16 protein-coding genes are annotated in these 14,400 nt (G+C 67.5%); 3 read left to right on the top strand and 13 right to left on the bottom strand.

Features of this window, described 5'->3' with window-relative positions; genetic code table 11:
• Positions 1-5: 5 nt before the first annotated feature.
• The gene (gene recO, locus AC2YG9_RS10930; RefSeq protein WP_487298006.1) at positions 6-737 is read right to left on the bottom strand and encodes a DNA repair protein RecO; all 732 of its coding nucleotides are present in this window, start codon (positions 735-737) and stop codon (positions 6-8) included.
• Positions 738-776: 39 nt separating this feature from the next.
• On the opposite strand from recO, the gene AC2YG9_RS10925 reads away from it, so the two are divergent.
• Together AC2YG9_RS10925 and AC2YG9_RS10920 are read left to right on the top strand one after the other, a co-directional pair.
• Entirely contained in the window at positions 777-1,208 is a 432-nt protein-coding gene (locus AC2YG9_RS10925; RefSeq protein ID WP_487298005.1) for a hypothetical protein, read from the top strand.
• The gene (locus AC2YG9_RS10920) at positions 1,199-1,921 is read left to right on the top strand and encodes a DNA alkylation repair protein (RefSeq protein WP_487298004.1); all 723 of its coding nucleotides are present in this window, start codon (positions 1,199-1,201) and stop codon (positions 1,919-1,921) included. The genes AC2YG9_RS10925 and AC2YG9_RS10920 overlap by 10 nt, the downstream gene beginning before the upstream one ends.
• Here AC2YG9_RS10920 and AC2YG9_RS10915 read toward each other — a convergent pair.
• The 10 genes from AC2YG9_RS10915 to AC2YG9_RS10870 all read right to left on the bottom strand — a co-directional run bounded on the left by AC2YG9_RS10915 (position 1,914) and on the right by AC2YG9_RS10870 (position 12,028).
• Positions 1,914-2,414, bottom strand: coding sequence for a nuclear transport factor 2 family protein (locus AC2YG9_RS10915; RefSeq protein ID WP_487298003.1), 501 nt, complete (start codon positions 2,412-2,414; stop codon positions 1,914-1,916). The genes AC2YG9_RS10920 and AC2YG9_RS10915 overlap by 8 nt on opposite strands.
• A gap of 10 nt (positions 2,415-2,424) precedes the next feature.
• On the bottom strand, positions 2,425-3,357 hold the full coding sequence (gene era / locus AC2YG9_RS10910; protein WP_487298002.1) for a GTPase Era: 933 nt from the start codon (positions 3,355-3,357) through the stop codon (positions 2,425-2,427).
• Positions 3,354-4,052, bottom strand: coding sequence for a ribonuclease III (rnc, locus tag AC2YG9_RS10905; protein ID WP_487298001.1), 699 nt, complete (start codon positions 4,050-4,052; stop codon positions 3,354-3,356). The genes era and rnc overlap by 4 nt, the downstream gene beginning before the upstream one ends.
• A gap of 13 nt (positions 4,053-4,065) precedes the next feature.
• On the bottom strand, positions 4,066-4,899 hold the full coding sequence (gene lepB / locus AC2YG9_RS10900; RefSeq protein WP_487298000.1) for a signal peptidase I: 834 nt from the start codon (positions 4,897-4,899) through the stop codon (positions 4,066-4,068).
• 99 nt (positions 4,900-4,998) lie between these two features.
• Positions 4,999-5,424, bottom strand: a complete 426-nt coding sequence (gene acpS, locus AC2YG9_RS10895) for a holo-ACP synthase (RefSeq protein ID WP_487297999.1) — start codon at positions 5,422-5,424, stop codon at positions 4,999-5,001.
• The gene (locus AC2YG9_RS10890; protein WP_487297998.1) at positions 5,421-6,200 is read right to left on the bottom strand and encodes a pyridoxine 5'-phosphate synthase; all 780 of its coding nucleotides are present in this window, start codon (positions 6,198-6,200) and stop codon (positions 5,421-5,423) included. Before AC2YG9_RS10890 ends, acpS begins: the two co-directional genes overlap by 4 nt.
• Positions 6,201-6,624: 424 nt before the next feature.
• Entirely contained in the window at positions 6,625-8,562 is a 1,938-nt protein-coding gene (locus tag AC2YG9_RS10885; protein WP_487297997.1) for a S9 family peptidase, read from the bottom strand.
• A gap of 261 nt (positions 8,563-8,823) precedes the next feature.
• Entirely contained in the window at positions 8,824-9,408 is a 585-nt protein-coding gene (gene pyrE, locus AC2YG9_RS10880) for an orotate phosphoribosyltransferase (RefSeq protein ID WP_487297996.1), read from the bottom strand.
• A gap of 179 nt (positions 9,409-9,587) precedes the next feature.
• Positions 9,588-10,616: an amidohydrolase family protein gene (locus AC2YG9_RS10875; protein ID WP_487297995.1), complete on the bottom strand. Its 1,029-nt coding sequence runs from the start codon at positions 10,614-10,616 to the stop codon at positions 9,588-9,590.
• A gap of 176 nt (positions 10,617-10,792) precedes the next feature.
• Entirely contained in the window at positions 10,793-12,028 is a 1,236-nt protein-coding gene (locus AC2YG9_RS10870; protein WP_487297994.1) for an acyl-CoA dehydrogenase family protein, read from the bottom strand.
• Between the two features lie 168 nt (positions 12,029-12,196).
• On the opposite strand from AC2YG9_RS10870, the gene AC2YG9_RS10865 reads away from it, so the two are divergent.
• Positions 12,197-12,568: a hypothetical protein gene (locus tag AC2YG9_RS10865; protein ID WP_487297993.1), complete on the top strand. Its 372-nt coding sequence runs from the start codon at positions 12,197-12,199 to the stop codon at positions 12,566-12,568.
• Here AC2YG9_RS10865 and AC2YG9_RS10860 read toward each other — a convergent pair.
• Together AC2YG9_RS10860 and AC2YG9_RS10855 are read right to left on the bottom strand one after the other, a co-directional pair.
• Entirely contained in the window at positions 12,565-13,074 is a 510-nt protein-coding gene (locus AC2YG9_RS10860) for an AAA family ATPase (RefSeq protein WP_487298331.1), read from the bottom strand. The two genes, AC2YG9_RS10865 and AC2YG9_RS10860, sit on opposite strands and share 4 nt — an antisense overlap.
• Before the next feature lie 93 nt (positions 13,075-13,167).
• On the bottom strand, positions 13,168-14,400 hold a 1,233-nt coding region (locus tag AC2YG9_RS10855), incomplete at its 5' end, for a calcium-binding protein (protein WP_487297992.1).

The raw sequence follows: 14,400 nt of genomic DNA, 5'->3' as shown, positions 1-14,400 counted from the left end.
CGGGCCTACAGGCGGCCTGCGTCGCTCAGTCGTTCCAGCAGCCAGACCCGGGCTGGCGGCAGCGGCTTGTTGAGCGGGCCGAAGACGTACTGCTCCAGGAAGTGGCCGGTCAGGTCGAAGCCGGCGCGGATGTCGCCCTCGCCGAGGCCGTTGCGCGGCGACAGCATGAAGGGCGGCAGCGGCAGCAGTCGGTCGGCGTAGGGCTCGCCGGCCTCGCGTGAGACGGCGCGGCCGGTACGCGGGCTGACCCAGACCAGATCCTCGGTAACGCCCGTCGAGGCGCATTTGCTGAGGTCCAGGGCAAAGCCCATTTCGCTCAACAAACCAGCTTCGAACTGTACGAACACGGCCGGCCAGACATCGGGGATGGCCAGGGCCCCGATCAGGGCGTCCAAGGCGTGGAAGGCTCCCGGATGCGGCTCGCGCTCCGGAAGAGCGCCGGCGGCCACGGCGGCGGCGGCGGCGAGACCAGAAAGGGCCAGGCGGTCATCGAACAGTTCGGACGGGCCCTCCCCGATCGGCTCGATCCGGGCCGACCCTAGCTGGCCCTCGACCCGGGCGTGATAGGCGGCCAGGACCTTGGCGCCAGGCTGCAGGATCGACTTGAGGCGGCGGGACGAGCCACCCGCGACATGGGCCGCCTGGCGGCCGTGGCGCTCGGTCAGGAGGTCGACGATGGCCCCGGTCTCGCCGTGCGGCCGCGCCGACAGGATATAGCCTTCATCTTCCCATTCCATGGGGAGGGGATACCTTGTGACGTGAGTGGAGGCGAGGCCTTGAAGCGAGCTGCGATCCTGATGGCGGCCATGGTCTGCGTGGCGGCGGCGCCGAACGACCACGCCATCATCGAGCGCGCCTTCGCTGGCGGACGGGAGGTCCAGTTCGAGCATGATCTCTATGGCGGCAAGGCGGCCGTCTATCGGCCGGTCAAGCTGGACGCCCGGGTCGTTGGCGTTGCCGGCGAGCGCTGCGAGAGCCGGTTCAGCGCCGGTTGGATGACCCGAGTGATCGACTGGGGCCAGGTTCGCCGCATCGAACTGGGCGAGGCGGGCGGCAAGGCTCTGGTCTGGGTCACCAGCGGCGAACGGACCAGCACAGCAAAGATGATCGTGCGGTTCGCGTCCCGCGAGGAGGCGACGCCGGTCGTCCTGGCCATGGAACGGTTGCAGGTCGCCTGTCGGCCGAAGGATTCGCCCCTATGGCCCTGACCGCGCAGGCCTTCATGGCCGAGCTGCGGACCCATCAGTCCGACGAGGAGTTGCGCAAGATCCAGCGCTACTTCAAGGCGGGCGAAGGCGACTACGGCGAGGGCGACATCTTCATCGGCGTGAAGATGGGGACGCTGTTCAAGGTCTCCGAAAGCTATCTGGCCATGCCGGTCCCGGAACTGGAAAAGCTGCTGGAGAGCGATGTCCATGAGGATCGGGCGGGCGCGCTGAGCATCATGGGCAAGGCGGGGTCCGCCAAGGGCTGCACGCCGGAGCGACTGAAGGACCTGTACGAGCTCTATCTGCGGCGGCATGACCGGATCAACAACTGGGACCTCGTCGATCTGGCCGCCTGGCGGATCGTCGGGCGGTACCTGCGCGACAAGCCCCGGGATGTGCTCTTCCGGCTGGCCCGGTCGGAGACCCTCTGGGAGCGGCGCACGGCGATCCTGGCCACCCTGCACTTCGCCCTGAAAGGGGACCACGACGACAGCTACGCCATCGCCGAGATCCTGCTGGAGGACCCGCACGACCTGACCCACAAGGCGGTCGGCTGGGCGCTACGGACCTGCGACAAGGACCGATCGAGGCTGGAGGCGTTCCTGGAGAAGCACGGCGCGACGATGGCGCGGACCACTCTGCGGGCGGCGCTGGAGCATTTCGAGCCCGAACGGCGGGCCTACTTCATGGGGTTGAGAGCAGCGGCTACTTAGCCTTCGCCCTGGCCTCGAACGCCTTGATCTGGTCGGTGAAGCCGTGGGCCAGGTCGTTGGGGATCGGGAAGGTCAGGGCGTATTGGGCGACCTTCCATTGGCCGTCTTCCAGCACCATAACGCCGGTGCCGCGGCTGGTGCCGTAGCTTTCGCTGTCGAGCAGTTCGTCGAACCAGGCGATGCAGCGGCAGGGGTGGCTCGTCACCGTGATGTGGCGTTCGCGAGGTCTGTAGGTCCAGCCCTTGCCCTTGGCGAAATAGGGCTCGACGAAGGCGCGGAACTCGGCGAGGCTCCAGCGTTCGGCGGCGTCGGTGCCGATGTAGATGGCGTCATTGGCGTAGAGGGCGAAATAGCGGGGACCATCAGCCTTGGAAGCGGCGTCGTGGACGGCGTCGAGGGTGGCGCTTATCGACGCTTCGGGTTGGGGCGGGACGGGCTGCAGCGCCAGGGCGGGCGTCGCCAGCAGGGCAAAGATCAGAACCAGCAGGCGCATCGCAGTCCCCCTAGACGTCGAAATCCAGTCCCAGGCCCGAGTAGGTCTCGCGTTCCTCGGCCCAGTTCTCGCGGACCCGGACGTGCAGGAACAGGTGGACCTTGCGTTCGAACAGCTCGGTCAGTTCCTCGCGGCTCTTCTGGCCAATCCACTTGAGGGTCTGGCCATTGGCGCCGATGACGATGGCCCGCTGGCCCTCCCGCTCGACATAGATGGTCTGTTCGATCCGCACCGAGCCGTCCTTCTTCTCCTCGAAGGAGACGGTATCGACGCTTGCGGCGTAGGGCAGTTCCTCGTGGACGCGCAGGTAGAGCTTCTCGCGGGTGATCTCGGCGGCCAGCAGGCGGGCCGGGATGTCGGCGGTCTGGTCTTCCGGGTAGAGCCAGGGGCCCTCCGGCATCAGCTCGGCCATGCGGGCGCGCAGGTCCTCGACGCCGTTGCCGTCGGCCGCGCTGATCATGAAGACCTCGCTGTAGACCCCGGTCTCGAACAGGGCCTGGGATACGGCCAGCAGCCGCTCGCGCTTGACGCCGTCAATCTTGTTGAGGGCGAGGATGACCTGCTTTTTCGAACCCTGCAGGTTCTCGATGATGGTCTGGACGTCGATGACACCGCGCTTGTCGGCCGGCTTGGCGCTGCCGTCCTGGACGGCCAGTTCGGCCTGGACGTCGACCAGGTGCACCACGGCGTCGGCATCGTCGGCCCCGGCCCACGCGCTGCGGACCATGGCGCGGTCCAGCTTGCGGCGAGGGGTAAAGATGCCGGGGGTGTCGAGCAGAATGATCTGCGCCTCGCCGGCCATGGCCACACCACGCACCGGGAAGCGGGTGGTCTGAACCTTCTGGGTGACGATGGACACCTTCGCCCCAACCAGCCGGTTGGTGAGGGTGGACTTGCCAGCGTTGGGCGCGCCGATGATGGCGACGAAACCTGCCCGGGTCATGCTTTGCCTTCCTGTTTCAGCAGCATGATCAACGCCGCAGCCTTTTCCGCTTCTCGCCTGGACCCACCCTCCCCGCGCTCGCTCTCATAGCCCCGTACCGCCACCTCGACAATGAAGCGCGGCGCATGGGCCGGTCCCGACTGGTCGACCACCGTATAGGTCGGGATCGGCAGGCGCAGGCCCATGGCCCATTCCTGCAGCCGGGTCTTGGCGTCCTTGGAGCGCGGCGCTTCCAGATGGTCGAACTCGTCGGCCCAGGCGGCGAGGAAGAAGGACCGGGCCGTCTCCAGCCCGCCGTCGATGTAGATGGCGGCCATCAGGGCCTCCACGGCGTCGCCGAGTGCGCCGTCGTTCTCGCGCACGCCCATCTTGGTGGCCGAGCCGCTCATGCGCAGAGCTATGCCCAGTTCCAGGCGCCGGCCGACCCGGGCGCAGGCCTTGCCGTTGACCAGGTTGGCCAGGCGGGGCGACAGCTCGCCTTCCTTGGCCTCCGGATAGAGCGCCAGCAGCCGTTCGGAGGCCAGCAGGCCGAGCACCCGGTCGCCGAGGAACTCCAGGCGCTCGTTATGGCGCACCTTGATGGCCCCGTCGCCGACGCTGGAATGGGTCAGCGCCCGCTCCAGCAAGTCGCGGTCGGCGAAGGTGTGGCCGATGCGGCGTTCGAGCGCCTCTACGGCCAGGACCCGGGCGTTCATTTCAGCCAAGTCTTCACTTGAGAATGCGGAAGAACCGGCTCGGGCGGGCTTCGGTAAACCAGGTCCACGGCTTGAACAGCGAGGCGCCTTCATGGCGCTTGCCGGTGTCGTAGGGCTCCGACGGCGGGTACCAGCTGAGCAGGATGATCTGGGCCTTGCCGACCAGGTTCTCGGCCGGGACGAAGCCGACGCCGCCCTGACGGGGCGCGGCGTAGTTGGGCTCGACGCGGCTATCCAGGCTGTTGTCGCGGTTGTCGCCCATCATGAAGTAGTGGCCCTGGGGCACCAGGAAGACGCCGGTGTTGTTGACGTAGCCGTATTCGGCGCCGGCGTAGGTGACGTAGGTCTTGTTGTTGTAGCTGGTTTCCTGGCGACGGACGCGGTCCATGTCGGCCTTGTCGTCGCGGGTCATCAGGACATTGGGCAGCGGCTTTTCGTTGACGTACAGCACCCCGCCCCGGACCTGGATGCGGTCGCCCGGCAGGCCGATGACGCGCTTGATGTAGTCGGTCTTGTTGTCGGCCGGCAGCTTGAACACCACGATGTCGCCGCGCTTGGCCTGGGAGCCGAAGATACGGCCCTTGAACAGCGGCGGGCTGAGCGGGATCGAGTGCTTGGAGTAGCCGTACGAGAACTTGTTGACGATGATGTAGTCGCCGTGGAGCAGGTTGGGCTCCATGGAATCCGACGGGATGGTGAAGGGCTGGAACAGGAAGATCCGCAGCACCAGCGCGATCAGCAGCGCATAGGCCACCGTCTTGGCGATCTCGATGACCTCCTGGATAAAGGTCGGCGGCGGGGTGTCACCCGGCTCCATCGGGCCGTCGGTCACGGTGGCGTCGGTCATCGGCGCGTGATTCTCTTCAAGACTTGGGGCGAAAAGCCCAGCGGGACTGGTTAGACGGGCTTTACTACGCAAGCAAGCGGAGCGCCCGTTAGTTCGCGTTCATGGCGTAACGGCGGCGGCCTCCGCCGGGGTCAGGGCTTCGATGATGACGAAGGCCTGCGCGTAGGGATGATCGTCCGTCAGAGTGACGTGGATGCGCGGGATCAGCCCCGCCGGAATGATCTGGGCCAGACGGTCGGCGGCGCCGCCGGTCAGGGCCATGGTCGGGGCGCCGGAGCGCAGATTGACGACACCCATGTCCTTCCAGTGGACGCCTCGGCGGGGCACGCCGGTGCCGAGCGCCTTGGCGCAGGCTTCCTTGGCGGCGAAGCGTTTGGCGTAGGAGGCGGCGCGGTCCTTGCGGCGGTCCGACTTGGCCTGCTCGATGTCGGTGTAGAGCCGCTGGACGAAGCGGTCGCCGAAGCGGGCCATGGTCTTGTCGATGCGGCGGATGTCGCAGAGGTCGCTGCCGAGGCCGATGATCACGCGGCCTGCTCCGCCTGCGCGCGGGCGGCGTCCATCAGCCGGCGCATGCGCTGGATGGCCTCGGCCAGGCCGACGAAGATGGCCTCGCCGATCAGGAAGTGGCCGATGTTGAGCTCGGCCAGCTGGGGGATGGCGGCGACGGGGCCGACGGTGGCGTAGTCGATGCCGTGGCCGGCGTGGACCTCGAGGCCCAGCTGGGCCGCCTGGGCGGCGCCGGCGGTCAGGCGCGCGAGGATGGCGGCGGCGCGCTCGCCCTCGCCGGCCCGGGCGGCGTCGCAGAAGGCGCCGGTGTGCAGTTCGATGACCTGGGCGCCGGCCTCGGCGCTGGCGTCGATCTGGGCGGGGTCGGCCTCGATGAACAGGGAGACGCGGCTGCCGGCGGCTTTCAGGGTCTGGACGGCGTCGCGGACCCGGTTGGCGCCGCGCACGACATCGAGGCCGCCCTCGGTGGTGACCTCCTCGCGGCGTTCGGGGACCAGGCAGGCGGCGTGCGGCCGGTGCGCCAGGGCGATGGCGACCATGTCATCGGTGACGGCCATCTCGAAGTTCAGCGGCTTGCCGCGCTTGCGGCAGAGGTCGGCCAGGGCGTCGATGTCGGCGTCGGAGATGTGGCGGCGGTCCTCGCGCAGATGGGCGGTGATGCCGTCGGCCCCGGCCAGCAGGGCGATCTCGGCCGCCCGGGTCGGCTCGGGATAGCTGGCGCCCCGCGCGTTGCGGATGGTGGCGACGTGGTCGATGTTGACGCCCAATCTCAGGGGCGTGGGGCGCAGAGTCATGGGCGGAAGGTCCCGAAGTGTCCGGATTACTTAGGGCGCGGGGCGCTCGGGCGGAAGCCTTGGCGGCGCGGCAGGCGAAACGAAGCGGCGGCCATTATAGCAACATTGCAAGCCGTCGAGCGGGCTCCGGATGGAAGTTCTGTCCGGAAGCGATTGATTTCATGTGAGACGGCCGTTGGCGCCAGGCTCGTGAATGTAGGCATCCGCGTTGACATGACGTTGGCCCCGAGGCGGGGAATGTTGGCCGGCTTTGTGAGGCCGGCGCCAACGTTTCGGCGGGACCGGATCTTGCGGTCAGGCGGGCCCGAATCCTTATGTCTAGACATATTCATCTACCGATGTCGGCGCCGGGAAGATGATGAGGTGACGCTGGACATCGGGCCGCTGGAGGACGCGGAGAAGGGGTGAAGACCCTCCGCCCGCCCTACTCCTTCGGCTTCAAATACCTGTCGAACCACGCCACCGTCCGCTTCAGCGAGTCCAGCTGGTTCTCGCGCTTCTCGAACCCGTGCCCCTCGGCGGGATAGAAGACCGTTTCCACCACATTGCCCTGGGCCTTCAGGATGTCATGCACCTCCTGGGCCTGGCCGCGCGGGACGCGGATGTCGTTCTCGCCCTGGATGGTCAGCAGCGGGGCCTTGGCGTTGCGGATGTAGGTCAGGGGCGAGGCGGCGTCGTAGGCGGCCGGATCGCTCTCCGGCGTGCCCATCAGGGTGCGCAGGTAGGCTTTCAGGGACTCGTCCATGTCGCTGTACATGGTCCGCCAGTTGATGATGCCGAACCACTGGACCCCGGCCGCGAATTCGTCGGGCGCCTTGCCGATGGCCATCAGGGTCATGAACCCCCCGTAGGAGCCGCCGAAGATGCCGACCCGCCTGGCGTCGACGTAGCCGGTGGCGACGAGGAAGTGCTTGGCGGCGATGGTGTCCTTCAGGTCGCCGCCGCCGAGGTCCTTGAAGTTGGCGGTCTGGAAGGCTTCGCCGTAACCCGTCGAGCCCCGGAAGTTGGGCTGGATGACGATGTAGCCGCGGCTGGCGAAGGCAGCGGCGTACTGGCTGAAGCCGTCCAGAGACTGACCGGCCGGGCCGCCGTGCGGCATGACGATAGCCGGGTTCTTGCCGTCCCGCTTCAGGTTGGGCGGCAGGGTGACGACGGCGCTGATCAAGGTGCCATCGAAGCTCTTGTAGGCGATCACGGTCGAGGTCGGCAGGGCCTCGGGCGCCAGGGTGGCCATGGCCAGCTGGGTGAGCGGCCGCGAGGTTCCGCCGGCCAGATCGTAGGCATAGAGGTTGGTCGGGGTGTTGGCCGCCTGGTGAGTGACCAGCAGGGTCCCGCCGTCCGGCGAGAAGGGCCGGTCCGTGCCGATGCGGTTGACGCCGGGCGGCAGGGTCAGGGCCGTCTCGGCCATGGTCGCCAGGTCGACGCGGTAGATGGTCGAGCGGCCATCGCCGTTGATGCGGAACAGCAGGGCCTTGCCGTCCGGGGTGAAGGGCCCGGCCAGTTGCTCCCAGGGCGTGGGCTTGAGCCAGCGCCAGGCCTTTGCCGTGCTGTCGTAGACGCCGGCCTTCATCTGGCCGTTGTCGTCGGTGGTCACCGAGATCATCCGACCGTCGGCCGTGGCGCCCGAGGCGCCGTAGAAGGTCTTGGCCTTGCCGAGCAGCAGGGTGGCCTTGCCGTCGGCGACGTCCACCCGCCAGACCTCGCCGGTGCTGTCGTCGATGGTGGCGCGGTTGGCGATCAGGGCCTTGCCATCGGCCGTCCAGGCGACGGCGGCCCAATTGTACTGCGGGTCGGCCTCCCTGGTCAGATTGCGCACCTGGCCGTCCGCCGTCATGACGGCGAGGTTGGTCTGGCCCTCGGACTTGAGCTTGGTCGACAGGGCGATCAGGTCGCCGGCCGGCGAGACCTTCATGTTGGTCTCGCCGCGATCAGGGGTTTTGGTCAGGTTCTCCACCGCGCCGCCGGCCGTTGGGACGCGGTAGATGTCGGCGTACTCGTTGCCGCCGGTGTCCTGTTCGAACAGGAGCCATTTGCCATCGCGGCTGACGACCTGGCCGTACTGGGCGTCGTCGGACTGGGTCAGCTGGACCGGGAAACTGCCGGCGGCTTCGATGCGCCAGAGGTTGAAGCGGCCCGTCAGGTTGGTGGACAGGAACAGCTGCTTGCCGTCCGCGCTCCAGACGCTGCGGTAGAGGCCGCGCGTCGTGCCGATGTCCTCGATGGGCAGCGGGCTGACGGGCGGGCGGGTCGGCGAGGTGACGGTTTTGGGGTCAGTGACCGGACGGTCGGGCGACGGGACCTGGGCGGCCAGCGGGCCGGCGGCTAGGAGCGTGACGGCGACGGCGCTTAACAGGCTGCGCATGAGTATCCCCCGGTTGTCAGGCGGTCAGACTGCCCGATGTGGGGAACGAATGCTACCGGGAGAACGGCGTTTACCCATCCTTCCCCGTTTACGGGGAAGGGGGACCGCGACCGCAGGTCGTGGTGGAAGGGGCGAGTGACGGAGTGCTGACGTATGGCGTTGGACGGAGCGCGAAGGGACACACTCGCGCACGGCCCTCGCCCCCTCCACCACCCGCTGCGCGGGCGGTCCCCCTCCCCCGCTTCGCGTGGGAGGATGGTGCTACTTCGACAGCCGTCGGCTGCCCGGGTCCTCGATGGGGATGGCGGCCAGTTCGGGCGGCAGGGCGTCGGCCGGCCAGGCCGGCACGTCGAGGGTGGCCAGCGCGATGAGCGGCACGCCAACATCGGCCCGGCCGCCGGAACGGTCGACGATGCAGGCGGCGGCGATGACGGTGGCGCCGGCAGCCTCGATGGCGGCGATGCATTCGCGGCTGGACAGGCCGGTGGTGACGATGTCCTCGACCATGACCACGCGGTCGCCGGGCTCGACGGAGAAGCCGCGGCGGAGCTTGAACTGGCCGCCTTCGCGCTCGACGTAGAGGGAGGTGACGCCCAGCTGGCGGGCGGTTTCGTAGCCCGGGATGATGCCGCCGACGGCCGGGGAGATGCAGAGATCGGGCTTGCCGACATTGGCGACGATCTTGTCAGCCAGGGCCTTGCACAGGCGGGCGCAGCGGTCGGGCTGGGCGAAGACCAGGTTCTTCTGCAGGAACACCGGGCTGTGCAGCCCGCTGGACAGCACGAAATGGCCTTCCCGCAGGGCGCCGGCGCCGCGGAATTCCTCAAGGACGTCTTCGTTGGTCATGAGGGGGTCGTGTAGCGGAGTCTCCGCACGGCTGCCATCCCCCTGCCCGTCATCCCGGCCGGAGCGCAGCGGAGAGCCGGGACCCAGGTAACTGGGCTCGGCATCCGCGGCGGTGATCGTCGGTGCGGGCGGCTCCTGGGTCCCGGGTCGCCCTCTGGGCGCCCGGGATGACGGGGGGCTTAGAGGTTGAGTTTGTAGATTTGGTTGGCCGTGCCGCTGAACAGCGCCGTCTTCTCGTCGGCCGAGTAGCTCTTGGCGAAGACCTTGAAGGCGTTCCACAGCGTGGCGTAGCTGCAGCTGAGGATGTCGACCGGGAAGTTGCTCTCGAACATGCCGCGCGTCGGTCCGAAGGCCTCGATGCAGGTTTCGAGGTAGGGGCCCCATTCCTTCGCCAGCTGCTCCGACGAGGCCGGCGGGTCGGCCAGGCACGACGGGAAGCCGGGGAAGACCATGGCCAGGCCGCCGAGTTTCACCGCGACATTCGGGAGTTCGGCCAGCTTGCGGATGTTGGTGCGCCAGACATCGAAACGCTCCTCGCGGCGGCCTTCATAGCTGGCGATGCCGAGCGGGGTGCCGACGTGGTCGAGGACGATCTGGGTCTCGGGGAAGGCCTTGGCCAGATCGATGAGGTCGGGGAGCTGGGGCTCCAGCATCCAGGCGTCGAAGGAGAGGCCCAGGGGGGCGAGTTGGGCGAAGCCTTCGCGGAAGGTCTTGTCGAGGTAAAGGCCGGCGGGCTGGCGGACCAGGGGGCCGAGGACCTTGCTGTCCGGATCGTGGCTGGCGCTGTGGCGGATGCCGCGGAAGCGGTGGCTGGCGGCGATCTGGGCTTCGAGGGTTTCGCGGGCGGCTGCGCCCCGGGTCAGGTCGGCGTGGCCGACGATGCCGGCGTTGGGCTTGGCCGGGCCATAGACGCCGCTGTCGGCGATGGCGGCCAGGCCGTTGACGGCTTCGATCTCGCCGACGGGCTTGAGGTGAGCCGGGCCGTCCGGGCGATAGAAGGCGCCGCACTCCATGTAGACGGTGGCGATGATGTTGTGGCCGGCTCCCATGTCAGCGAGGAGCTCGTCGAGCAGGTAGCGGGGGACCCGGCGAATGATCTGCTCGAAGGGGTGGGTCGGCGGGGGGAGCTGGCCGAGCAGCAGGGTGCGGTCCCACAGGTGGTGGTGGGGATCGATGATCGGCAGGTCGGGGTCGAGGATGGGTTCCATGATCGCTCCTCCAAAGCCCTCCCCCTCGAGGGGGGAGGGTTGGGTGGGGGTGTGGGCAGCCTGTGTCCTGGGCTGGCGCGGAAGGCGTCGGCGCCCAATCGGGATCAACCCGACGGCCTCGGCGCGAACACCCCAACCCCGCCCTTCCCCCTCGAGGGGAAGGGTTCAGCGCTGGGCTACAGAATATCCCCGCCGGCCGCCGCCGCCGTGGTGCCGTCGCGTTCGAACGCCTTGATGACGTTGCGGCCGACCGTCCAGCGGTGGACCTCGTCCGGCCCGTCGACCAGGCGCTGGCTGCGGATGTGGGTGTACCAGCGGGCCAGCGGGGTGTCGGTGGAGTAACCGAGCGCCCCGTGCAGCTGGATCGCGGTGTCGACGACCTTGTGCACCATGTGGGCCAGGAAGACCTTGGCGATGGAGTTTTCCTGCCGCAGGTCCATGCCCTTCTCGGCCTTGTAGGCGATGTGGATCAGCATCAGCCGCGCCATGTAGAGCTCGCTGGCGCAGTCGGCCAACATCCACTGGACGCCCTGGCGGTCCTTCAGCTTGCGACCGAAGGTTTCGCGGGTTGTGACGTGCTCTGTGGCCATGTCCAGCGCCCGCTGAGCCATGGCGACGTTGTGCATGCCGTGGCGCAGGCGGCCGTAGGCCAGGCGGTGCTGGCCCATGTTGAAGCCCTGCCCCTCCCCGCCCAGCAGGTTCTCGGCCGGGACCACCAGGTCCTTGATCTCGATCTCGCTGTGGCCGCCGCCCATGATGTGGCTGAGCGGGCCTTCGGCGGCCATGGTGCCGATGTCGCGGATGATCCGGTAGCCGGGGTTGGGCAGTTCGACGATGAAGGTCGAGAACTGCTGGTGGCGCGGCGCGTCCGGGTCGGTGCGGGCCATGACGACGGCGATGTCGGCGGCGCTGGCGGCGCTGGAGAACCACTTCTCGCCGTTGAGGATGTAGTTCTCGTTGCCGTCCTTGACCGCCCGGGTGCGCATGCCGGTGGCGTCGGCGCCAGCGGCCTTCTCGGTCATCGAGTAGCAGACGCGCTTGTCGCCATTCAGCAGCGGCTTGAGGAACTTCTCCTTCTGGTACTCGGTGCCGTGGGCCAGCAGGGTCAGCATGGTGGCGTCATCGGGCCCCTGGCTGTTCATGCTGAGGGCGCCCAGGTGGCTCTTGCCAAGTTCCATCTGCACCAGGGCGTTGGCCAGGGGGCCGAGGCCCATGCCGCCGTATTCGGTGGGGATGAAGGGGAGCCACAGGCCCTGGGCGCGGGCCTTCTGGCGCAGGTCGGCGAGGACGGATTTGTAGCTGTCCTTGTCGTGGATCAGCTTCTCGGCCGGGATGCATTCATCGGCGACCCACTGACGGACCTTCTCGCGGACCGCCTTGGCTTCGGCGGGGATTTCGAAATCGATGGCCATTGGGGTGCGTCTCCTCGAGCGATTGTTCTGTTCTTGGTTCAAACAATCGTTCGAAACCGTGGAGTGACGCAAGCGGAAAGCGCGAGCCGGAGCGGCCGCCCCTGAATTTGGGCATGCGGCCAGCTCGGCCCCGCCGCAGGGTCTCGTCGAGAAATGGAGATGTCCCAGATGCGTATCCGAGTTTTGACCGCCGCCGTTCTGTCGGCCTTGTCCCTCGCGGGCGGGGCCGTCGGCCAGGGCGGTCCGATGTCTGTCGGGCTGTCCAGTGACCCGGCCAGTCGTTCGCTGCACTGCGCCGCCGCCATCTACATGGAGAAGTACCTGATCCAGGAGGAGAAATTCGCCAGCCCCTTTGACCGTGACGCCCTGGAAGCCGGCGGGATCGCCTGGGTCGAGGACGCCGCTCGCCGGGCCGGCGAACACCCGGGCGCCTTCATCCAGGGCAAGGTGTTCGCCACGGTCTCCGAGTCCAAGCTCAATGCCGACGGTCCGCGCCAGGCCCAGGTCAAATGGTGCCTGGCCAAGACTCCACCCGGCTAGCGCAGGTGGGCGAGGACGAGGTCGCGCCGTTCGGCCGGCGGGGCGGACGGAATGTCGATGAAGTCAAAGCCAAGCTCGGCATAGACCTGCCGGTGAAAATGGCCGAACCGGCGGGCGTCCTCCAGGCTGATGCGGCGGGCTGAGGTGTTGACGATGGTCGGCAGGCTTTCCACGAAGAACACCTCCCGGACATAGCGGTCGCGGCACGCCGTCGCGGCGAGCAGCAGGGCGGCCGAGGGTTCGCGGCCCAGGAAGCGTGACAGCGCCAGGGTGCAGACCGGCGAGCGGTCGAAAATCACGGTCCCGGGCGGGGCGTTGGCTTCGCGCTGCTGCTGCAGATCCAGGATGGCGTCGCAGAAGCCGGGGTCTTCCCAGTGTCGCTCGACACCGGTGGCGTCGGCCCAGGCGATGACGTCGGTCGCCGCCTCCTCGACCACCGCGAGGCCGGCGCGTTCGAGGCCGCGCAGGATGACGGTTTTGCCGGCGCCGGGAGCGCCTGTGAGGATGTGGCGATTCAGGAGGGCACCTATGAAAGTGGATACGGATCAGGCGCGGACACGCCAAAGCGCAGGCGCGTATGCGTCGGCTCCGGTGCGTAGCTAGAGAATCCAGCCGCCATTGGCCGGCGGGTCGGTCGCGACGACGACGCTCCCCGAGGTTCCGGAGACATCTCCGGAGATTCTCAGCTGATAGTCGGTGACGCCGTCGCCGGTCACATCCAGTCGCAGATAGGTCACGTCCTGGCTGGACACATAAATCAGCGTCGCCTGCCCTGCCACGTGCGTGAAGGCCGACACAAACGCAAATTGCTGATCTCCGCCAAGGCCGGCGTTGGCATCGATGGCCGAAAGGTCGACCCGGTCCCCCGAAGAGACATCGAAGTCATAGAGGCGGTCGGATTCCAGCGTCCCCCCGATGTGGATGGAGTCCTGGCCGACCAAGACCGTGTCCGCGCCCGCGCCTCCCGTCAGCAAGTCGTTCCCGACGCCGCCGACGATAATGTCGTTGCCGTCGCCGCCGTTGATCGTGTCGACGCCAGCGGCCCCGGCGAGCCTGTTGCTTCCATCATTGCCGAGAAGGTTGTTGGCGAGCGCGTTCCCAGTGCCGTCGATGTCACCGACGCCTTGGAGCTGTAACGCTTCCACGTCCGGCGACGCGGCGAGGGAGAAGCTGATCGCTGATCGGACGATATCGTAACCCTCGTCCGCATTTTCAGAGACGTTGTCACCTAAGGAGTCCACGTAGAAGACGTCATTTCCCGTCCCACCGATCAGCGTGTCGTCTCCTGACCCACCGTTGAGATTGTCGTTGCCGTCGCCTCCCGCGAGGACGTCGGAGTCCAAGCCGCCATCAACCAGATCGCTGCCCGCACCACCTTGTAAGAAGTCCGCTCCAGCGTCACCGTAGAGCTTGTCGGAACCCTCGCCGCCGGACAGATCATCCGCCCCATCGCCGCCAAACACCGAGTCGTTTCCGTTCCCCCCGTCAGCGATATCAGCTCCGATCTCTCCGTAGAGCAGATCGTTTGCGTCTCCTCCGAACAGCGTGTCTGCCCCATCATCGCCCCGGAGAACATCCTTTCCGCTTTCCCCGAAAATAAAGTCGTTGCCGACCGTACCGACAATCGCATCAGGACCGACAGAGCCGACCAAGGTCAATCCGATCCCGTCTGAACTAAACCCAGGCAAGAAGTTTGGCGAAATGAGACCAGATGCCAGTACATTCAGGAGACGCACTACCGTTGCGAAGTTCTCACCACCGCCCGCGCCGTTCGAATCCAGCTGAACCAAGGTGTCAGATCCGTCTTGAACGACCCTCACATGCCCGGATCC

Source organism: Caulobacter sp. SRI_014 (genome assembly GCF_057586315.1).
This window is presented reverse-complemented; position numbering and strand designations above follow the sequence as displayed.

Coding starts and splice junctions, on each gene's coding strand:
- recO (WP_487298006.1), bottom strand. CDS start 737: ATGGAATGGGAAGATGAAGGCTATATCCTGTCGGCGCGGCCGCACGGC.
- AC2YG9_RS10920 (WP_487298004.1), top strand. CDS start 1,199: ATGGCCCTGACCGCGCAGGCCTTCATGGCCGAGCTGCGGACCCATCAG.
- AC2YG9_RS10915 (WP_487298003.1), bottom strand. CDS start 2,414: ATGCGCCTGCTGGTTCTGATCTTTGCCCTGCTGGCGACGCCCGCCCTG.
- era (WP_487298002.1), bottom strand. CDS start 3,357: ATGACCCGGGCAGGTTTCGTCGCCATCATCGGCGCGCCCAACGCTGGC.
- rnc (WP_487298001.1), bottom strand. CDS start 4,052: ATGAACGCCCGGGTCCTGGCCGTAGAGGCGCTCGAACGCCGCATCGGC.
- lepB (WP_487298000.1), bottom strand. CDS start 4,899: ATGACCGACGCCACCGTGACCGACGGCCCGATGGAGCCGGGTGACACC.
- AC2YG9_RS10890 (WP_487297998.1), bottom strand. CDS start 6,200: ATGACTCTGCGCCCCACGCCCCTGAGATTGGGCGTCAACATCGACCAC.
- AC2YG9_RS10885 (WP_487297997.1), bottom strand. CDS start 8,562: ATGCGCAGCCTGTTAAGCGCCGTCGCCGTCACGCTCCTAGCCGCCGGC.
- pyrE (WP_487297996.1), bottom strand. CDS start 9,408: ATGACCAACGAAGACGTCCTTGAGGAATTCCGCGGCGCCGGCGCCCTG.
- AC2YG9_RS10875 (WP_487297995.1), bottom strand. CDS start 10,616: ATGGAACCCATCCTCGACCCCGACCTGCCGATCATCGATCCCCACCAC.
- AC2YG9_RS10870 (WP_487297994.1), bottom strand. CDS start 12,028: ATGGCCATCGATTTCGAAATCCCCGCCGAAGCCAAGGCGGTCCGCGAG.
- AC2YG9_RS10865 (WP_487297993.1), top strand. CDS start 12,197: ATGCGTATCCGAGTTTTGACCGCCGCCGTTCTGTCGGCCTTGTCCCTC.